The organism is Ensifer sp. ENS11 (assembly GCF_014851895.1).
GTDB lineage: Bacteria > Pseudomonadota > Alphaproteobacteria > Rhizobiales > Rhizobiaceae > Ensifer > Ensifer canadensis.
On sequence record NZ_JACVAN010000010.1, the window covers coordinates 71208 to 90155 of the forward strand.

The following is an 18948-nucleotide window of genomic DNA, read 5'->3' on the forward strand; positions in this document are numbered from 1 at the left end:
GCAGTGGTGACCGGCGCCGGGAGCGGCGTCGGAGCCGAAATTGCCAGGGCGCTGCACCGGGCAGGCTTTCGCGTCATCCTCACTGATATCGACGAGCCAGCCTGCAATAGGCTGGCCGAGGAACTGGACCTTGCGTCGGAAACGGCGCTGACGGCCTGTCTCGACGTGTCGAAGCCAGAGGATTTCCAACGAGTGCTCGACAAGACGGTTGAACGCTGGGGCTCTGTCGAGGTGCTCGTCAACAATGCCGCCGTCACGCGCGCCAAACCTCTTCTCGATATAGAGACGGACGAGTTCAACGCGGTTATGGCTATCAATGCAGGCGGCACCTTCACGGGTTGCCGGATCTTCGGCCGGCATTTCAAGGAGCGAGGCTATGGGCGGATCGTCAATTTGGCGTCGCTTGCCGGCCAGAACGGAGGCACCGCGACGGGCGCGCATTATGCGGCGTCCAAAGGGGCAATCCTCACGCTGACGAAGGTCTTCGCCCGTGACTTGGCGCCCTTCGGCGTCACCGTGAATTCGATTTCGCCCGGGCCTATGGACACGCCCATGGTTCGCTCCATCGTGCCGGAAGATGCCATCGACGAGATGGTGTCGGCAATTCCCGTAAAGCAACTCGGCGATCCGGCACTTATCGCTGACATGGCGGTGTTTCTCGCGTCGGCCAAGGCGGCATTCGTTACCGGCGCGTGCTGGGACGTCAACGGCGGGCTTTTCATGCGATGAGAGGACAGGGATGACCGAGGAAATATTGTCGCTAAAAGTCGTAGAACGCAATGAGGATCTCGGTGGTGTCCTCCGGCTGACGCTGGTGTCCGCCGATGGCCGCCCCCTGCCGGCGTTCGACGCGGGCGCTCATCTCGACATGCACGTCAAACACGGGGATGTCGATTTGTGGCGCCAGTATTCGCTGTGCGGCGATCCTGGGGAAAGGAACGTCTATCGGCTTGGCATTCTAAAGGACCCGAAAAGCCGTGGCGGTTCGGTTGCTGTTCATGAGATGGCGCGCGAGGGCGCGGTGCTCGAGGCCAATGTGCCCAGAAATCACTTCCCGCTGAAGGAGGAGGCTGAGCGCTCCATCCTGCTTGGCGGGGGTATTGGCATTACACCGATGCTGGCGATGGCGCACCGCCTCGGTGTGCTCGGTCGTGAATTCGAGCTTCACTACTGTACGCGGTCGCGATCGGTGACTGCATTTCTCGACATTCTTGAGGCCGTACCGTTTTTCGATCGAATCCGATTCCATCACGACGACGAAAAGACGTGCTTCGTTCCCGCCACGCTTCCACGCCCAACGCCGGAAACACATCTCTACGTGTGCGGGCCGCAAGGCTTCATGGACTGGCTGATTGGAGCCGCACAGAGTGCAGGATATGCCAGCGATCACATTCACCGCGAATACTTTGGTGCGAATGTCGATCTGACGGGTGGCAGTTTCGAGGTTGAAGCCCGCGCCTCCGGCATAAGCGTGACCGTCGGTCCCGGCGACACCATCGCCAAGGCGCTAGCGAAAGTCGGCATCGACGTTGAGGTTAAATGCGAGGAAGGCGTATGCGGTACCTGCCTTACGGAAATCATCGAGGGCGTTGCGGACCATCGCGACATGTTTCTCACCGATGAGGAGAAGGCCCAGAATGCGGAGATGACGGTGTGCTGCTCGAGAGCGAAGAGCCGCAAGCTCGTCCTGAACATCTAAGGAGGGAGCCGTGGAAAATACTGCACTGGAATTTCGTGAGGGCATGAGCCGTCTCGGCGCGGCCGTGAACCTTATAACGTCCGACGGGCCGGAGGGGCGTCACGGAATGACGGCGTCAGCCGTCTGCTCGATCACCGACAGCCCGCCAACCCTTCTGGTCTGCGTCAATCGCGGCAACAGGTCCCACGATGTCTTCAACGGCAATGGAAACCTCTGCGTCAACGTTCTCGCCAGCCGGCATCAGACGCTATCAAACGCCTTTGCGGGTCGCGGCGACGGCGATCGCTTTGCCGCAGGCGATTGGACTGTCCTTGCGACGGGTGCCCCGGTTCTCGCGGATGCTGTGGTCGCCTTCGACTGTCGTATAATCGAGCGACGAGCGATTGGGACGCATTCGGTGTTCTACGCTCGCGTTGCTGCCACGTACCTCGGTAACGTGCCAGCGGAGACCCTAATCTGGTTCGACCGCTCGTATCATCCGCTTATTGCCCGGACGTAGGATCATTGAGGGGAAGGTGCCAACCTTCCTCTTCCTGCGGCTTTGCTTGGAAACTAGAGGGGCCGTGATGCTGCGTCGGAGCCTTTCGCCGGGGCTTACGCCGATACCTAAGACAAAAAGCCAAGGCGCTCTTTCTTAACATCAACTCCAAAGACCTCTTCCGTCGGCACGGAAAGATGGCGTTGAGCATGCGATGATCGTGAAAAAAGAAGCTGGGTCGTCAGCTCTGAGCAGGTGGGTTGGCCCAAACTCAGTGTCCGAAAGCTGGCAATAGGCTGTGGCGCCGTACTATTTTTCCGAGGATTCTGGTCATGGTGGGCGTCCGGATCGACGCCCTGAAAAACTCTCCAGCTCGAGATGGTGTCGGACAAGAATTGTCCGCATTCGCACCTCCCCCTCAGGCCGTTACTGGCCGCATTCGCGACAGCGCGTTGGCAAAATAGGGGCGGAACGCCGCGGGGTGTTCGCTCATCGGAAAGTGACCGAGTTCATCCATAATGGTCAGGGTCGCACCTGGAATGGCAGACGCGGTCCGCGCGGCATCCTCTGGAGTACAGGTCAGGTCGTAGGCCCCGCAAAGAATGTGGACCGGCGTCTTATTCGTGTCGATCGATGCAAGCCTGCCGACCAGGCTGTCGTCGCGGGTGTAGAAGGAAAGGTCGCCGCGGAAGACGCCCGGACCCGATTGCATGAACATCCATTGCGTGTTCCAGCGCTCCACTGCCGGCGCGTATGGGGAGATGTTTGCAGAAACCAGTGCCGCGCCCATTTCTCCGCCGTGGGCGTCCGGGCGGTGGAACCAGTCGATGTCGTACCATGCTGGCTGGAAGTCGGATGCTTCGATCGCGATGAACCCGCCGAAGCGGGCAGGGTGCAGCGCCGCGAGTTGCAGGGCAATGCGCCCTCCCATCGAGCAGCCGGCAAGAAGCGGTCTGTCGAGCCCAAGCGCGTCGGCGAAGGCAAGGACCGTCGCCACGTAGGTTTCCGTCGTCAGGAGATAATCTTGCGTCTCGAAACCTTGCGGCGGCAAAGACTTGCCGTGCCAGGGCATGTCGAAGGCGATGAATCGGTGGTTTGCCGTCAGTTCGTCGTCGTTCAGGATAAAGCGCCACTGACGGCTGTCGGCGCCAGCAGTGTGGAGGCAGAGGACCGTGCGACCAGCGCCAGCCTCTTCGAAATAGATGCGTTGGGCAACACCTTCAACGGCGAGGTTGACATAGCGGCCACAGAGCGGCTCGAGACCTGCTATCGTCATGCTGCGGCTCCCCGGCGGCCGAGCGCCATGAATTCTTTAAAGAAGCGCAGGTTGCGAACCAGCGTGAGGATGTCTCCCTCGATGCGCCCGCGCCCGATTTTCACGAGCCCGAAAATGTCGTGGAAGCCGGGCTTCGGCAGTGGTTGCCAGAACTCGTCGAGCGCGGCCCGCTCCGTTCGAAGAGCGAAACGCCATGAGGTGCGCCGGCTTGGACCGCGGGCGAGGGAGATCAACGCGCCCTTCTCGAAGGTAAGGTAGAACTCCTCGCCGTCGACTTCGATAAGCACTGTTTCGCTGAAGAGCCGGCCAATACGCAACAGGTGTGGGCGGCGGAGCAGCGCCGCCTGCATCGTCTGAAGAATGTCCAGCATGATTTCCTCCAATGAAAGAACGCAAGGGGCAAAACACCTCCATTTGGCGGCGTTTCCTTGGGTTCGGTGTCGTTCTGACCGGCATTGGCGCCGATCGGCTCAATCGTCTCTGGCCGCTGGACCGGTTGTTTTCCCGTCCTTCGGTTCTCGAACCATTCTCCAATGCGTGACCCTGATGCCGTGTCTGGCTTCGGTCACAGAGTGGCGTTCGGCTCCCGGTTTCCCATTCTCCTTGAAGAGCGCAGCCCAGTCCTGCCGGGCTCGCTAGGAAGTCATCAGGACAACCGGGATATCGTCGACGCGCTTTCCATGGGGCTGGTGTCACGCCGCTCGTAGGCGCGCTGGTCACGCAGGATCTGGAAGGCGATCGTCAAAAGTTTGCGCGCCATCGCCACGCGCGCTTTGTTCACTCCTCTGATCTTCAGGTGCTCGTACTGGGCGCGCAGCTCAGGATCGCTGGCGACGGCCGGTGTCACCGCCTCGACGAAGGCCCAGCGCAGCCACTTGTTGCCCTGCCGGATGATCTTGCCGTGAAAGGTCTTGCCGCCAGAAGAATAGGTCGACGGTACGAGGCCGGCATAGGCGGCCAGCTTCTTCGGGTTGCGGAACCGGCTGATATCGTCGATCTCCGCAGCGATCAGCCGGGCGAAGAATTCACCGATGCCGGGGATCGTCTTCAACAACCTGACATTGGCATTGCTCTTGGTCATCGTCCGGATCGTCGCCTCCGCCTGCTTGATCCGCCCATCGATGTCGCCAATGAAGGCAAGGCCGCGATCGATCTGGATACGGTCGATCGCTGAGACCTCAATCTGCGCCAGTTGCACGCGGCCGGCCTTGCCGAACAGGTCTCCGAGCGCTTTGAGCTGGGCTGTCTGTTCCGGATAACGATCAAACACCGTGACGATGCGGTTCTTCGTCATCGTGCGCAGCCGGACGTAAAACATCCGCTCGCGCAGCGCGACGCGCAGCTCGCGGACCTTGTCGCTCGGTGCCCAGGCCTGCGGCACCAGGTCGGCCCTGAGCAGGTGCGCCAGCACCGTCGCGTCGATCTTGTCGGTCTTGATCTTGGCGTCGGCAATCGCCTTGACCTTCAACGGGTGGGCGAGAACGACATCATCACAAATGTCGTCGAGCCAGTCGTAGATCACCATCCAGTTGCGCGTCGCCTCGACAACCGCATGGCTGTTCTCGCGATAGCGTTCGAGAAAGCTGCCGAGCGACTGGCGATCGTTCTTCACCCGGCCGGATCTGAGCGTCTTGCCGCCCGAATCTTGCACCACCAGGTGGCTGTAGGATTTGTGGTAGTCGACCCCGATATGGTAATCATAGGACGCAGTCATGCTTCCAACTCCCGTGTTGAGATCTCCAAAACCCCAACAGGATAAGCCGACAGGCTGGAAGCGTGGCTGTCCCTCGATCATCGTCGCCATCTCAGTGATCCGTTCTCTCAGCGGGCACGGTCTCTTTCATGCCACCTCCTTGAAGATCGCCTCGAACATCGGCCACAAACGCCGCCACATCAATGCCTGGGGAGATATGCGGCAATACCCTTGTCGGCCGGTCAGGCTGGCAGATCCGGCTTCTGGACCAGCTTGCGGGCGATCTCGAGGAGCCGCTGGATATGCCGCTCGCGGTTATCGATGCGGTAGTTGATGGAAAGCCGCGTAACGGCATCAGCGCGTGCCAATGGCAAAAAGCGAACGCCTTGGTGGCCTGTCTGTCCGACAGAGCGAGGTACAATTGACACCCCCTCTCCAACAGCCACGAGGCTTATGGCGGTCTGGTAGTCCATGCAGAACACGCGGTTCTTCGGTCGGAAGCCTTCCGCCTCGCAAAGGGCGAACACGACGTCTGCGAAGCTCGGTCGAGGACGCTCGGGGTAGAGGATGAACGGCATGTCGTGCAGAGCGGCAAGCGGGATCGGCGCCTTCGTTTCGAGCATTGCGGTATCGCTTGACGCGAGTATGAGGGGCTCCTCGTGAAAGGGAACCGACTTAATCTCCGCATCCTTGAGTTCCGGCCGGGCAATTGCGATGTCGATCTCCCTGCGGATGAGCGCGCGATGCTGTTGTGCGTTGTTCATTGCGGAGAGAATAAGGTTCACCTCGGGATAGGTCCGGCGGAAGGATTTGATAAGATTGGGCAGGATACCGTGGGTTGCAGACCCGACGAACCCGATGCGCAGCCGGCCCTGGGCCCCCTGATCGATACGCCGCACCTCAAGGCGGGCGTCTTCCATCCGCTCGATCATGTCCCGTGCGTGCCGGAGCAGGGCCTCACCAGCCTGCGTCAGGCGTATTTGCCCACGTCCCCGATCGAATAAGGTTGCGCCAAATTCTTCCTCAAGTTGCATGATCTGACGCGACAACGGCGGTTGGGCCATGTCCAGGCGCTCGGCCGCCCGACCGAAATGCAGCTCTTCGGCGACCGCGAGAAAATATTCCAGACGTTTCAGATTAAAAGACATATCCATCCCCCCGGGCGATCGGGAAGACCTTAACCGCTCCGTGAGACCTGTCGAAGTACTTCCTCATCCACGGTGATACCGAGACCTGGTCCGGATGGACACCAGACCTGAAAATCGCGGTATTCGGCGCCTTTGCACACGAGGTCCTGCACAAGAATCTGCGGCCCGAACTGCTCAGTGCCCCGTTCAAGATGCGGTAGAGTCGAAAAAACAGCGAGGTGTGCGGCCGCGCCGATGCCGCTTTCGATCAAGCACCCGCCGTAAAGTTCCATCCCGAAGGACGACGCAACGCCGGCGGCGCGTTTCATTTCCATCAGGCCCCCGCTCTTGACGAGCTTGAGCGAATAGACGCTGCCTTCGGCATTAATGCCGGCGCGCGCGATGTCGGCGGTCGTGAAGGCGCCCTCGTCCACCATGATCGGGATCGGGCTGCGTGCCGCGACCCGTGCCATGGCAGCCACATGGTTGGCGGGCAGGGGCTGTTCTATGAGCCTGACGCCCATTTCATCGAGCACAGGAATGAAGCGGAGCGCCGTCGCTTCGCTCCAGGCTTGGTTGATATCGACGATGATAGAGGCCCGTCCTTGGAGTGCATCGACGATCCGGCGCAGTCGCCGTATATCATCCTCCGGAGACTTGAAGCCGAGTTTGATTTTGAACTGGCGGTGCAGCCGCTGTTCGAGTTTGCTGTTCGCTTCTTCGATCTCTTGTTCCGGATCGCCGGACGCAAGCGCCCAAATAACCTCTATCGACTGACGGACTGCGCCTCCGAGCAATGCGCTGGCCGGCAGGTCGAAGGACTTGCCAACCGCGTCGTAGAGAGCGCTTTCAATGGCAGCCTTGGCGGAATAGTTGCGTGTGGCTGCCGCGGCCATGCGAAGAGCGTTCCGCTCGAATGCCGATGCGTCCGTGCTGATGACTGCCGGCGCCAGATAGATGTCGATGACCGACTTGATGGATTCGACGCTTTCTTCCGCCCAACGAGGCCCCCCCAAGGTGGAGGCCTCGCCGTATCCTATGGAACCGTTGCGCAGCACGACCTTGACAATGACGTAGGACTGCTGGGCGATCTCCGTGTTGGAAAGCTTATGGCGCCTGGTGGTTGGGCAATCGACGATGTGGCTTTCAACGATATCGATTGTCAATCCGGAGGCGGTTTGACCTAGGATTTCCTTTACAGACGTCGTCGGGGCCTTGGAGGATGCAGTGGTCATGATCGTCTCTGCGCGGAGCCCGATTACTCGGCGGCCATGGAGGCCGCGAGTGCGGGCAGGGTGAAATCGAAATGAAGGATCAAATCCGTGTCGCCGCCGCTCGGGGTCTTCTGGAAGTGTCCCACGAGACTTTCCTTCACGGCAAAGACGGAATCGTTCTCCAGATAGTCGCTTTCACCGTCAAAGATCTGTGAGATGAGAGTCCGGTACCCTTCTTTGAAGAGCATGAAATGAATGTGCCCGGGCCGCCAGGGATGGTGTCCCATATAATTCAGCAGTTCGCCGGCCGTACCGTCATACGGAATGGGGTAAGGTAGCGGCCGGATGGCGCGGAAGGCATAGTGCCCGTTCTCGTCCGTCTCGAACCGGCCCCTAAGATTGTATTCCGGCTGATCCGGATCCTGCTGCTCATATAGGCCGTTCGGGGCGTCCTCCCATACGTCGAGCGTAACGCCGGCGATCGGGTTTCCAGCCGTGTCGCGAACATAACCTTCGACGAGGACCGTCTCTTCGTTGTCGAAATGCTTCTGTACCGTCGAGGCGCCCTTCGGAAGGACCGGCGGGTTCTCGCGGTAGAACGGGCCAAGTACGGTCGAAGCGCTTTCATTGCCGCGGACGGGATTGGTCAGCATGTCTACCAGTACCTCGACGCCGAGGATATCGCCCAACAGGATGAACTCCTGGCGTTTGCCGTCGCACATCTGCCCAGCGCGCATGAGATAATTGCAGCCGTCGATGAATTCTGCATGCGTCACGTTCACCTCGCGACAGAATGCGTGCAGGTGACGGATCAGGCCGGCGATGATCTCCCGCCGCCGGCCGGCGCATGGTTTATGCTTGCCGAGCGACTCGAGGACAACGTCGGTGACGTTCTCGATAGTGACGTTGCGCATGCTCAATCCTCCTCCATACGCGTGTTGTGGCCGGCGACATTTCCCCAGCGCGCCGACAATCTGATATTGCCGCGCAACGAAGGCGTGCGCCAATGACGAACACGGTATCGTGCGATACGTTGCTTGTGTGAAAGGGCACGAAGGTCGGTTTCTCACCAGTCGAACCTCGTCAATAACGGGACGAGGTGGTTCCTTGAACGGATGCACTTGCGCCGGTCACGGCTCTTCATTGCGCGAGGGTGCAGATCGGACGAGCGTGGGGGGGCGAGAGCTGAGGCGGCCGGCGGGGGGCTTCGATCGATAGGGCTTCGACTTGCAATGCGGCCGCGCGCGCTCTACACCAGTGTCGACGACCGCATAGGATCCGACCATTTCCACCGCCTACATGCCCAGAGCGTTGACATGGCCGTGGTAGGCGTCGCCCTCTTGCAGATGGACACGCAGCAATGCGAGCGGAAGCCTCCCACAAGCCCTCATCGATCAGGCTTTGCGGCATCGACGCATCGAGTCGGGATATGTGTTCGCCGCATCCAGCCCTGCTGGTTGCGGGCTCGACGATCCATGAATATGCGCCGAGCTTTAGCGCAAAGTTATTGGACGCCCCATGAAAACAGGCAGACGAAAACCCACTATCTACGACATCGCGACTGCGAGTTCGGCCTCTCCAACGGCGGTCAGCATGGTGTTGAACGGCCAGTGGAAAAAGCATCGTATTAAACCGGAGACGGCATCGCATATCCTAAGGTGTGCAGGCGAATTGGGCTATTCGGTTAACCAGAAAGCGCGAGCCTTACGCCTATCTCGGTCTGGCTTGGGAGGCATGGTCCTCCCGCACTATCGAAATCGGTTCTTTGCAGGGCTGGCCGAGGCTTTCGAAGCGGAGGCCCGCGAACGAGACCTGTGCCCGATCGTTGTCAGCACGCAACGCGACCCGTCCATTGAGGCACGTGTGGCCGAGACCTTGCTGGCCCAGCAGGTCGAATTTCTCTTTATAGCTGGGGTTCATGATCCTTCGCCCATAAATGACATGTGTACCGCCGCGGGGATTCGATGTGTCAATGTCGACCTACCAGGTCCCAAGGCACCTTCCGTTGTCTCGGACAACCGCGGCAGCGCGATGGAAGTTACCGAGTTGCTGATCGGTAAATTCCGCTCATCTGGCCTTCCCATCGATGACTGGTTCTTCTTTGGCGGCGTCCGGGATGACAATTCGACGCGTGAGCGGATCGAGGGCTTTAACGCAGCGCTCGCGAAACATGGAGTCAATCTCGGCGCGGATGCGTTTCGATGTGAGGGATACGCCCCCCGCATTGCCGCGAGCGCACTCGCGGATCGGTACTCCGAAATCGGGCGGCTGCCTACTGGGCTTTTCGTCAATGGCATAACCGGCTTGGAAGGGGCTGCGAGCTTCCTTGCCAGTCTCCCAAGGGAAACCTGGAACTCGACGCGAATTGCTGCCTTCGACTGGGATCCATTTGCTGCGCAAATGCCCTTCGACGTGACCATGGTACGGCAGGATGTTGAAGCCATGATTGCTGCCAGCTTCGCGCTTATCGACGATTATCCGGAAGGGCAAACGCCGTTGATTGTCGTTCCCGCCAAACTCCGCTGACACGTCGAAAGAAGCGGAATTCTCCAACGCACCCTCCGCTCTGTTTTTTAACGCATGCAAAGAAATATTTGCTAAACCGATTGCTAAATCCATTTAGCAATCGACTTTTAGCTGTTTTGGCTTTAGTTGGAGAACCTGCCCGGAGAGAAAGGGAAGGGCACTACCAATCTCAAATTGGCCATCCGAAGTCTGTGCTGCGATGTACGGGCAACGGATATCTGCGCCCGTCGAAGGCGCGATTTTCAGAGGAGGAACCGCAATGAGCATAAACGACTTCATGCAAAGGGCAGTAATCGACCGTCGCCGGTTTCTCATCGGCTCGGCGTTGGGCATCGGCTCGATCGGCGCGTCCGGTCTCGTACGTCCGGCATTCGCCGCCACCGGCTACAGCTTAGCGAGTTCCATTCGCTCTCTGTCGAACGCCTTTCATACGGCATGGAATAGGGGTGCAGAGTCCTTCGCCCAGAGCATCGGCGATCCCCACAGCGCATTGGTCACCGAGGGTAACAGCGAGAAGGGAATCGCCGACATCAAGGCATTCCTGGCAAAGGCCGGCGACAAGGCAATCCTCGGTGTCGATCCCAACGACTCGCCCGATGCCCGCCCGATCGTCGAAGCGGTAGCAGCGGCCAAGGGACACATCGTAACGGTGTGGAACAAGCCGAACGATCTCCACCCCTGGGACTTTGGCGACAACTACGTTGCGCACATGTCCTTCAATGGCGTGCCGGCTGGCGAGCAAACCGCCAAGGCACTTTTCGATAGCTTCGCCGGCGAGGGGGCAATCGTTGCTCTTGGCGGCATACCGTCAAACGTGTCCGCGATCGAACGCAAAGCGGGTCTGATGAAGATGATCGAGGCCTCTGGCGGAAAGGTTCAGCTGCTAGATTTCCAGGACGCCGACTGGGACTCGACCAAGGCCAACAACATCGTGGCAGCCTGGCTCACGCGTTTCGGCAGCGACATCAAGGGTATCTGGGCGGCGAACGATGGGATGGCGATCGGCGCGTTGGAGGCGCTTCGCGCTGAAGGGCTTGCTGGCCAGATCCAGGTTACCGGCGTCGATGGGACCAGGGACGCCGTGCAGGCTGTGAAAAACAAGGAAATGGCCGCGACGGTCGACTGGGATCCGTTTTGGATCGGCGGCATCGCGCTGTCCCTGGGGCATCATGCAGCCACCGGCGCATTTACGCCCTCCGAGCAGCCGAAGGACCATCGCGAGTTTTACGGCACAGGCGCGCTGATTACCCAAGCCGATGTCGAGGACTACTGGAAGAAGAACGTCGAAGCAACGCCGGAGGTTGACTGGAATGACCTTTGGCGGCGCGTGAGCGGTCAGATCAAGTACAGCTGATCAGTACCGAGGGGCCGCAGGACTCGATGCGGCCCCTTTCGAACGAAAATCCGGGAAGACAACATGACACGAACAAACTCGCGCTGGGTCAACGCCACCCCTTTGCTCGTCCTGATAGGACTCTGCCTCGCAATCGCCATATTCGATCCAAGATTCCTATCATTTGGAAATCTTGCTCGCATTGCGGCGGCAGCATCCGCTCCTCTCGTCCTCGCTCTCGGCGCTACCTTCATCATCCTTATGGGGTCTATCGACCTTTCAGTTGAAGGATCGATGGCCTTCTCGGCCGCTGTTCTCGCGGCTTTCGTGGCGAACGCTACCGGAACCGGTGTGGGTCTCGGCCTTGCGGCCATACCGATCGCCCTTCTGGCCGCCGGTGCCTTCGGCTGCATCATCGGCTTGGTTCATGTACACCTCAAGGTGCCAACTTTCATGGCGAGCCTCGGTATGGGTTTCGTTGGCGTCGGTATCGCAACAGTGCTCCTGGGCGGTGAGCGCGTTGGCATTCTCGATCAAAATATTCGCGCGCTGGCCTTGAGCCGTGTCCTCGGCCTCCCTCTATCCGTCTATGTGGGCGTATTGATGTTAGCTTTTGCTTGGTTCATCCAGGATCACACGCGCATCGGACGTCACATCATGGCGCTTGGCGGCGGCGAGGATCTCGCGGCTGCGTCCGGAATCAACGTCGGTCGAGTTCGAATTCTGGCATTCACCATTGCGGGCGTCTTCTTCGGGGTAGGCGCGGTTCTAACGTGCGCAAGGCTGGGTGCATCGAGCGCCCTGATCGGAAGTGGACAGCTTTTTACCGCAATCAGCGCGGTTGTCGTCGGCGGTACGGCATTGACCGGTGGCAAGGGAGGTGTCCTCCAAACGGTTGTCGGCGTCCTCATCGTCATTGTTCTGAACAACGGAATGATCATTCTCGGCCTTCCTTCCTTCGTCCAGCAGGGTGTCCTGGGTCTCTCGATCATCCTCGCAGTGCTGCTCAATTCGCCCGGTCGCAACCTGGCGATTGTCAAGTAGGAGCGCCAACATGCTTGATCTCAAGGAAATCACCAAGACTTTCGGTCGGGTGCAGGCGCTCAAGGGCGTCTCGATACAGGTCAATGTGGGCGAAGTGGTCGGCCTCGTCGGCGAAAATGGCGCCGGCAAATCCACCCTCATGAAAATTCTGAACGGTATCCACCAGCCTGACAGTGGGACAATCGAAATCAATGGCGCCGTTGTGGCGCTGCGGGGGCCGCGCGACGCTTCCTCCAAGGGCATTGGTATGGTGTTTCAGGAACAGTCGCTGATTCCGAACATATCGGTCGCCGAAAACATTTTCATCGGGAACGAGTCCCAGTTCGTGCGGGTTGGCCGCATCGATTGGAAAGCTATGGGGGATGCCGCAAAACGGCAACTCGACAAGGTCGGCCTCGATGTCAATCCACGTACCATGACGTCGGCGCTGACGTTCATGCAGCGGCAGATGGTCGAGCTTGCAAAGGTGCTGACACTTGAGGAAGCGGTGGACGGCAATCTATGCGTCCTGCTGGATGAACCGACGTCGGTCCTTGAGCAAGCCGAGATCGATATCCTCTTCGGGGTGATCCGCAAATTGAGGGAGCGCGCGGGCATCATCTTCATTTCCCATCGCCTCGATGAGGTGATCGACATCGCGGACACGATCTACGTCCTGAAGGACGGCGCCGTCGTCGAGCGCATGCCTAAGACCGAAGCGACACCAGATCGCATCCACCACCTCATGGTCGGCCGAGGAGCTGCTGGTTCTTACTACAAACAGGACGAACGTCGCCCTCCGTCCCAGACGGTTGCGCTTTCCGTGCAGAAGGTCTCGAGGGCACTTGAATTCTCCCAGATCAGTTTCGACGTTCACAACGGTGAAGTACTCGCATTGGTTGGCACGGAAGGTGCTGGATCCGAACCCCTGATCAGGAGTTTCTTTGGCCTTGAGCGAGTCCATCTCGGTAAGGTCGTCTATCGCGGCGCAGATCTCACAAACACATCGCCCGGTAAAGCTGTTGCGGCAGGGATGGGCTACGTGCCGCGCGAGCGAAAAATCGAAGGCATCATCGAAGAAATGTCCGTGCAGGAGAACATCTGCCTGCCCTTAGGCGGTCGCTTGACGCGCTTCGGCCTGTTTAATTTTCGGGCGATTTCCAGGAAGACGACCGAACTCATCGCTAAGCTGCGCATCAAGACCCCCGGTGGATCGGCCCTTTGCGCCAATCTGTCAGGGGGCAATCAGCAAAAGGTCGTTCTGTCCAAGTGGTATCGCACGGATGCGCGGCTCTTTCTGCTCGATCATCCCACGCGTGGCCTCGATGTCGGCGCCAAGGAAGATTTGTATGCCCTCATCAGGGAAATGTGCGCCGCCGGCGCCGCCGTCGTGTTGATAGCCGACACGCTCGAGGAGGCGATCGGGCTGGCGCATACGATCATCGTTCTCAAGGACGGCAGGCAAACAGCGCGGTTCGATAACACCGGACCGACACCTGTAACTCCCCTCGACCTCATTCCGCATATGGTGTGAATATGAAGCAACTTGGCAAGCTTGGCGGACTTATCCCATGGATCGCGCTCGTCGCTCTGATCTTAATGGTCGGCACCTTTGATACGGCCTTCCTGAGACCGGCGACACTTATCGGGCTGTTTGCGGATTCGGCAACACTCTTCCTGATGGCAATCGGTATGACCGCCGTCATCTACATTGGCAGCATCGACCTGTCGCTTCAATCGCTCGCCGCACTCAGTTCGGTCGTTCTCGCCCTGCTCATCCCAGACCATGGGATGATGGCCATACCTGCGGCTTTATCGGTCGGCCTTTTATTCGGTTGCATTTCAGGCTTCGCCCACGCGGTCTTGCGCCTGCCAAGCTTTATCGCAACTTTGGCCGTAGGCGGGATAGTCACCACCGCCGCACTGTATCTTTCCGGCCAGCGTTCGATTCAAATCGATGCCCAGCCCCGTGCGGGTTCCCTCTCATGGGCAATCGGAACGTCGTTTGGAGTTCCCAACGAAATTTGGGTGTCGCTGGCAGTACTTGCACTCGCGCTCGTCGTGGAACAGGCCACCCCCTTTGGGAAAGCAATGAAAGCCGTTGGCTGCGGCGAGGCTGGCGCCCGCGTCGCAGGCATTCCCATCCAAGGCATCAAGATCGCAGTCTTCATGGTCTCAGGTCTATTTGCGGCGCTGAGCGGGGTCGTGTTGGCCGGACGATTGTCCAGCGGCTCTCCGATCATCGCAAACGAGTTCCTACTGCCGGCCATCGCGGCCGTTGTGCTTGGCGGCACGTCATTGACTGGCGGTAGCGGAGGAGTGCTGCGCACACTCGTCGGAACGCTGTTGATCGCTGTGGTTCGCACCGGGATGACTTTCGTCGGCATCGACGTCCTAGCTCAGCAGATCGTCTTCGGACTCATCCTGGTCGCAGCCGTCGCGCTGAGCACCGGGCGCGCGCCGAAAGGCGTCATGAAATAAGCGTCCGTCCCGGCGCTCCTAAAAATCAAGTCAAAGGAGATTATCCCATGATACTCGAGAAATTCAGGCTCGACGGAAAGGTGGCTGTCGTCACTGGTGGCACCCGTGGTATTGGCCTGGCAATCGCCAAGGCCCTCGGTGAGGCGGGAGCCCGCGTCATCATCAGCGCACGCACACCGGCTTCGGAGGCTGCTGAGGTCCTGACCAATGCAAACGTGGATTTCGAGTTTATCGAAGCCGACATGCGCGAGGAGGGTGCCGCGGACGAGCTGACGAGACGGGTCATCAAGCGCATGGGCAGGTTAGACATCCTTGTCAACAACGCCGGCGTCGCAATCCATGGGGACAGTGGTGATTTCGACGACGAGACCTGGCGCAAAATCATGAGCCTGAATGTCGACGCGGTGTTCCGTTCCTGCCGTGCCGCGCTCGCGCCGATGCGCGCCCAGGGAGCAGGCGTCATTCTCAACATTGGTTCGATGTCTGGGATCGTTTCGAACATTCCTCAGAACCAGGTCGCGTATAACAGCTCGAAAGCGGCCGTTCATATGATGACCAAGAGCCTTGCCAGCGAACTCGCCCTCGAGAACATTCGCGTCAATGCCATGGCCCCCGGCTACATTGAGACCGATATGTCGCGTGGTGGCATCGAGAATCCGGATTGGTTTCCAATTTGGCGCGATATGACTCCCATGGGGCGCGTTGGACAGCCGGACGAAGTTGCAGCCGCAGCCCTGTTCCTCTGCTCGCCGGCATCAAGCTATGTGACAGGCGAGGTCCTGGTTATCGACGGCGGCTACACCACGCGGTAGGGACAAACCGCAGCTCGCATCCAAACTCGACTATTACTAGCCCCGTCGGTGGCCGCCATCGGCGGGGCCGTTTCATTTTGATGAAGACACGTTAGAGCTAGCGCGACCGGCTACGCCGGCGCATCCGCGATGCTTCTGATCATTGAGGCGCGGGAAACGCGTCGACGAGCGCCGGGAGGCTTCTCGCAATGCTTGCGCAGGTGTAGCTCAATCGCGAACCGGCCCATTTCATTTAGTTTTGCGCGATCAGGTAGAAAAGACCACCACAGGCAACTTACCCAATTGAATTAAAAGAGCAATTACGTCCACCTTCCCGGAAGGTTGTAGGAATGCATCAACACGTTTACCGCGTTTAGCTGCGGGCTGCCGTCATTGGACTTCGTCCAGGTGGCTCCAATACCGGTCATTGACAGGATGTCATGCCCCCTCACTTGCGCGTCTTGGAGTCATCCTCAAAACGGCCAGATTTGGCACAAATAGCGAAATTCGTGGCCGGCTGGAGCGTTTGACAGACAGTCGGCCGCGAACTGCACCTTCATTGTCGTCGGGTCCCGTCGGCTTCTTCGTCAAGAAGGGGCCGGACCCCCTCGAGCGTCGGCCGGCGCGAGACGAACTTGGCCATCTTGCTATCATCCCGCTTCAGGATATCCAGCGCATCAGGAATGTTGCAGTTCAGCGAATGCGAACCGACCGGTTTCAGCTGGCGGACGGAAGATCTCGAAGGGCGCGATGGAAATGCGGGTCTTCGACGACACTGACAATGCCGGTCGCATCGGCCATGAAATCAAAGGAGCAACGCCCTTTCGACAATTCGGCGGAGCCTGACGATCCTGCTCAGCTCATGTTCGCCGGCAAATGCGAACCGGCTTTCGTTGATATCGACGACCGTGACGTTTTCCACGTCCTCAGCCTACAACGAAAGCGCGAGCACCGAGCCGATTGGCCCCGCATCGACGACGAAGGGCGTCGCGCGGCATGGCCGCGCCATTGCGCAGGCCGGCGCTGCCGAGCTCGCGCACCACGCAGGCGAGTGGTTTGGCGAGTGCAACCATAGGGTATGTCGCCGATGCCGTGCAGGTGGTCGGCGCACACGATGCTCAATCGGCAAACACGCCATTGTGCGAGACGCCGTAAGACTTGAGGTGCGGCAGATGTTCGTCAGCAACTCTTGGCAGGCGGATCAGCGATGCACGGAAGGTTCGGATCGACGGCCACGCGGTAACCGGCGCGAAGACCGATCGCTTTCATGCTGCTCGCCATGGATCAGCTCATCCAGTTGCCGCCGTCGACATTGTATGTCTGGGCGAGGATGTAATCGCTGTCCTTCGACGCGAGGAAGACGGCGAGGCCCTTGATGTCTTCGGCGGTGGCAAAGCGGCCGATCGGAACGGATTTCGCGACAGCGGCTTTCTTCTCGCCGGGCATCAGGCCTTCCCATTCGGCAAACTTTGCGTCGACGATGTCCCAGTGCTCGCCATCGACCACGCCGGGCGCGATCGCATTGACATTGATCCCGTACTTTACGAGCGCCAGCGCTGCCGACTGCGTAGCGGAGATGATGGCGGCCTTGGAGGCGCAATAGAGTGTCACCAGCGCTTCGCCGCGCCTGCCGGCCTGGCTGGCCATGTTGATGATCTTGCCGCCGCGGCCACGGGCGATCATCACATTGGCGACAGCCTTCATAGTGAAGAGCGGCCCTTTGAGATTCACGTTGAAGAGGCGGTCGTAGCTGTCTTCGGTGATCGCCTGGATAGGCGCCATATCGAAGATCGCAGCATTGTTGACGAGGATGTCGATGCCGTCGAAGTCTTCGTCGACCGTCTTGATCACGGCCTCGATGTCGGCAAGGTTCGTGACATCGAGCTTGAGGGCCGTTGCTGCGGAGCCTATAGATGCGGCCGCTTCGCTGGCGCGCTCGAGGTTAATGTCAGCGATAATGACCTTCGCGCCCTCAGCGGCGTAGGCTTCCGCGAAGCCGAGGCCAATCCCGCGCGCGCCGCCGGTGATCAGGGCGATTTTGTCTTGAAGTCTCATATCGGTTTCTCCATCCGGTCGCCACAACGAGGCCTGCGTGGCAAATTCTGTTGATCGAAAGCTTTGCTAACGTCGGGGAGCGCGCGGCAAGCCGCGGGCTGGAGCCCCTAATTGATGTAGCCGGAGCGGGTCATGTCGCGCTCGACTTGGGTTTGTGCCGCTTCGAAGACCGCATCGAACGTCTGCTGGCCGGCGATCGTCGCGCTAAGTTGTTGGCCGACTAAGGTGCCAATCGCCTGGAGTTCCGGCTTGGCGACGCAGCAGACAATAACAGAATGCGAACAAAGGTCCTCACAGCCCGCCCCTCCTTTACGGATGTTCATACATAAAACTACACGCGTAAAGAAATGTATCCGCCGAGACACCTCACATTGTCAAGCGGCAAGTTCGCTTATCAATCCGTAGTATGGCCGTATTTGAGATATTGACGTTAGAATAAGGATATATGCTGAAAACTGTTCGAAAGAATTTGGCATCTGCATCCATGAAAGACATTCGGAATTATATTCACGCGTGTAAAAATTATTGACCTTTCTGCCGTCGTTCCGTTACCTCCCGATCTCCCGCAATACGCAGCGGGCGCGCGCACTGTCACCAGGCAGGGACCGATGGAAGGCGTTTCCAGCAAGGCGATTCGGCCGCAGGCCGGGAGGTAATGGCATGAGCACTATTCTGACCGGACTTGCTGCGGCCCGTCGCGAGGGTCGGCCCTACGGCATCGCGTCTGTATGTTCCGCCCACCCCGTCGTGCTTCGCGCAGCCCTGCGCCGGGCAGCGGGAAGCGGCAGTCCCGTCCTCATCGAGGCGACCTGCAACGAGGTCAACCTGATGCGCGCCGTTGGCACGGGCGCGGCACTAGCCAAGCGCGGACTTGCCATGGTGTTCCCGCCCTACGCGCTGCATCCGCATATGTCGATGCGCAACAATATCGCCATTTCCGTTGAAAATGGCGAAGATGGATCCGGCTGCGATTGACAAGAAGGTGACCGAAGCAGACAGCGTTCTCAACCTGTCGAACTATTTCGACCGCCGTCCGGGCCAACTGTCCGGCGGCCAGCGTCAGCGCGTCGCCATCGTGCGCGAACCGTCGGCGTTCCTATTCGATGGGCCACTCTCCAACCTCGATGCTGCATTGCGCGGCACCATGCGGCTTGAGATCAGCGAACTACGCCAACAGTTGCAGTATGCTACCCGGCGCGGCGCCTTGAGAACTAGAGGTCTCTTCGCAACTCGCAGCTGCAGAAGCGGCCAA

17 protein-coding genes and 2 pseudogenes are annotated in these 18948 nt (G+C 59.4%); 11 read left to right on the top strand and 8 right to left on the bottom strand.

Going from position 1 to position 18948, the window contains the following annotated elements; genetic code table 11:
* The first annotated feature begins 6 nt into the window (after nucleotides 1-6).
* From IB264_RS19700 to IB264_RS19710, 3 genes are read left to right on the top strand one after another with little or no spacing between them, the layout of a single operon-like run.
* Nucleotides 7-729: an SDR family NAD(P)-dependent oxidoreductase gene (locus tag IB264_RS19700; RefSeq protein WP_244497461.1), complete on the top strand. Its 723-nt coding sequence runs from the start codon at nucleotides 7-9 to the stop codon at nucleotides 727-729.
* A 10-nt stretch (nucleotides 730-739) separates the two neighbouring features.
* A complete protein-coding gene (locus IB264_RS19705) occupies nucleotides 740-1699 on the top strand; it encodes a PDR/VanB family oxidoreductase (protein WP_057224522.1) in 960 nt (319 codons plus the stop codon).
* Between the two features lie 10 nt (nucleotides 1700-1709).
* A complete protein-coding gene (locus IB264_RS19710) occupies nucleotides 1710-2198 on the top strand; it encodes a flavin reductase (protein ID WP_038578018.1) in 489 nt (162 codons plus the stop codon).
* Nucleotides 2199-2595: 397 nt separating this feature from the next.
* Here the strand turns inward: IB264_RS19710 and IB264_RS19715 are convergent, their stop codons facing one another.
* From IB264_RS19715 to IB264_RS19740, 6 genes are all read right to left on the bottom strand, one after another.
* The gene (locus IB264_RS19715; RefSeq protein ID WP_025429859.1) at nucleotides 2596-3453 is read right to left on the bottom strand and encodes an alpha/beta fold hydrolase; all 858 of its coding nucleotides are present in this window, start codon (nucleotides 3451-3453) and stop codon (nucleotides 2596-2598) included.
* Nucleotides 3450-3824: a hypothetical protein gene (locus IB264_RS19720; RefSeq protein ID WP_025429860.1), complete on the bottom strand. Its 375-nt coding sequence runs from the start codon at nucleotides 3822-3824 to the stop codon at nucleotides 3450-3452. Before IB264_RS19720 ends, IB264_RS19715 begins: the two co-directional genes overlap by 4 nt.
* A 275-nt stretch (nucleotides 3825-4099) precedes the next feature.
* Nucleotides 4100-5167 (bottom strand): IS110 family transposase, encoded by a 1068-nt coding sequence (locus IB264_RS19725; RefSeq protein ID WP_192433963.1) that lies wholly within the window; start codon nucleotides 5165-5167, stop codon nucleotides 4100-4102.
* A gap of 221 nt (nucleotides 5168-5388) precedes the next feature.
* Nucleotides 5389-6294 (bottom strand): LysR family transcriptional regulator, encoded by a 906-nt coding sequence (locus IB264_RS19730; protein ID WP_038578679.1) that lies wholly within the window; start codon nucleotides 6292-6294, stop codon nucleotides 5389-5391.
* 29 nt (nucleotides 6295-6323) lie between these two features.
* Nucleotides 6324-7508, bottom strand: coding sequence for a muconate/chloromuconate family cycloisomerase (locus IB264_RS19735; RefSeq protein ID WP_082571807.1), 1185 nt, complete (start codon nucleotides 7506-7508; stop codon nucleotides 6324-6326).
* 23 nt (nucleotides 7509-7531) lie between these two features.
* Nucleotides 7532-8401, bottom strand: coding sequence for an intradiol ring-cleavage dioxygenase (locus tag IB264_RS19740; protein WP_025429863.1), 870 nt, complete (start codon nucleotides 8399-8401; stop codon nucleotides 7532-7534).
* A 604-nt stretch (nucleotides 8402-9005) separates the two neighbouring features.
* Here IB264_RS19740 and IB264_RS19745 point away from each other — a divergent pair.
* From IB264_RS19745 to IB264_RS19770, 6 genes are all read left to right on the top strand, one after another.
* The gene (locus IB264_RS19745; protein ID WP_025429864.1) at nucleotides 9006-10013 is read left to right on the top strand and encodes a substrate-binding domain-containing protein; all 1008 of its coding nucleotides are present in this window, start codon (nucleotides 9006-9008) and stop codon (nucleotides 10011-10013) included.
* A gap of 259 nt (nucleotides 10014-10272) precedes the next feature.
* Nucleotides 10273-11367, top strand: a complete 1095-nt coding sequence (locus IB264_RS19750; protein ID WP_025429865.1) for a sugar ABC transporter substrate-binding protein — start codon at nucleotides 10273-10275, stop codon at nucleotides 11365-11367.
* A gap of 102 nt (nucleotides 11368-11469) precedes the next feature.
* On the top strand, nucleotides 11470-12390 hold the full coding sequence (locus IB264_RS19755; RefSeq protein WP_375154975.1) for an ABC transporter permease: 921 nt from the start codon (nucleotides 11470-11472) through the stop codon (nucleotides 12388-12390).
* Nucleotides 12391-12400: 10 nt separating this feature from the next.
* Complete coding sequence (locus tag IB264_RS19760) at nucleotides 12401-13903, top strand: sugar ABC transporter ATP-binding protein (protein WP_171520286.1); 1503 nt, start codon at nucleotides 12401-12403, stop codon at nucleotides 13901-13903.
* Nucleotides 13904-13905: 2 nt separating this feature from the next.
* Nucleotides 13906-14850 carry an ABC transporter permease gene (locus IB264_RS19765; protein ID WP_025429868.1) on the top strand — a complete coding sequence of 315 codons (945 nt, stop codon included), beginning with the start codon at nucleotides 13906-13908 and terminating at the stop codon, nucleotides 14848-14850.
* A gap of 47 nt (nucleotides 14851-14897) precedes the next feature.
* On the top strand, nucleotides 14898-15662 hold the full coding sequence (locus tag IB264_RS19770; RefSeq protein WP_171520287.1) for an SDR family NAD(P)-dependent oxidoreductase: 765 nt from the start codon (nucleotides 14898-14900) through the stop codon (nucleotides 15660-15662).
* A 1263-nt stretch (nucleotides 15663-16925) separates the two neighbouring features.
* On the opposite strand, the gene IB264_RS19775 is transcribed toward IB264_RS19770, so the two are convergent.
* Nucleotides 16926-17696, bottom strand: coding sequence for an L-iditol 2-dehydrogenase (locus IB264_RS19775; RefSeq protein ID WP_057224520.1), 771 nt, complete (start codon nucleotides 17694-17696; stop codon nucleotides 16926-16928).
* A 107-nt stretch (nucleotides 17697-17803) separates the two neighbouring features.
* Nucleotides 17804-18019, bottom strand: coding sequence for a hypothetical protein (locus tag IB264_RS19780; protein ID WP_025429871.1), 216 nt, complete (start codon nucleotides 18017-18019; stop codon nucleotides 17804-17806).
* 337 nt (nucleotides 18020-18356) lie between these two features.
* On the opposite strand from IB264_RS19780, the pseudogene IB264_RS19785 reads away from it, so the two are divergent.
* Nucleotides 18357-18521 (top strand): annotated as a pseudogene (locus IB264_RS19785) (class II D-tagatose-bisphosphate aldolase non-catalytic subunit); the annotation flags it as partial.
* Between the two features lie 18 nt (nucleotides 18522-18539).
* Nucleotides 18540-18879 (top strand): annotated as a pseudogene (locus tag IB264_RS19790) (ATP-binding cassette domain-containing protein); the annotation flags it as partial.
* Between the last annotated feature and the right edge of the window lie 69 nt (nucleotides 18880-18948).

Excerpts from the sequence above, each read along its gene's own strand:
- IB264_RS19705 (WP_057224522.1), top strand. The coding sequence starts at position 740 with ATGACCGAGGAAATATTGTCGCTAAAAGTCGTAGAACGCAATGAGGAT.
- IB264_RS19715 (WP_025429859.1), bottom strand. The coding sequence starts at position 3,453 with ATGACGATAGCAGGTCTCGAGCCGCTCTGTGGCCGCTATGTCAACCTC.
- IB264_RS19720 (WP_025429860.1), bottom strand. The coding sequence starts at position 3,824 with ATGCTGGACATTCTTCAGACGATGCAGGCGGCGCTGCTCCGCCGCCCA.
- IB264_RS19725 (WP_192433963.1), bottom strand. The coding sequence starts at position 5,167 with ATGACTGCGTCCTATGATTACCATATCGGGGTCGACTACCACAAATCC.
- IB264_RS19730 (WP_038578679.1), bottom strand. The coding sequence starts at position 6,294 with ATGTCTTTTAATCTGAAACGTCTGGAATATTTTCTCGCGGTCGCCGAA.
- IB264_RS19735 (WP_082571807.1), bottom strand. The coding sequence starts at position 7,508 with ATGACCACTGCATCCTCCAAGGCCCCGACGACGTCTGTAAAGGAAATC.
- IB264_RS19740 (WP_025429863.1), bottom strand. The coding sequence starts at position 8,401 with ATGCGCAACGTCACTATCGAGAACGTCACCGACGTTGTCCTCGAGTCG.
- IB264_RS19745 (WP_025429864.1), top strand. The coding sequence starts at position 9,006 with ATGAAAACAGGCAGACGAAAACCCACTATCTACGACATCGCGACTGCG.
- IB264_RS19750 (WP_025429865.1), top strand. The coding sequence starts at position 10,273 with ATGAGCATAAACGACTTCATGCAAAGGGCAGTAATCGACCGTCGCCGG.
- IB264_RS19760 (WP_171520286.1), top strand. The coding sequence starts at position 12,401 with ATGCTTGATCTCAAGGAAATCACCAAGACTTTCGGTCGGGTGCAGGCG.
- IB264_RS19765 (WP_025429868.1), top strand. The coding sequence starts at position 13,906 with ATGAAGCAACTTGGCAAGCTTGGCGGACTTATCCCATGGATCGCGCTC.
- IB264_RS19770 (WP_171520287.1), top strand. The coding sequence starts at position 14,898 with ATGATACTCGAGAAATTCAGGCTCGACGGAAAGGTGGCTGTCGTCACT.
- IB264_RS19775 (WP_057224520.1), bottom strand. The coding sequence starts at position 17,696 with ATGAGACTTCAAGACAAAATCGCCCTGATCACCGGCGGCGCGCGCGGG.
- IB264_RS19780 (WP_025429871.1), bottom strand. The coding sequence starts at position 18,019 with ATGAACATCCGTAAAGGAGGGGCGGGCTGTGAGGACCTTTGTTCGCAT.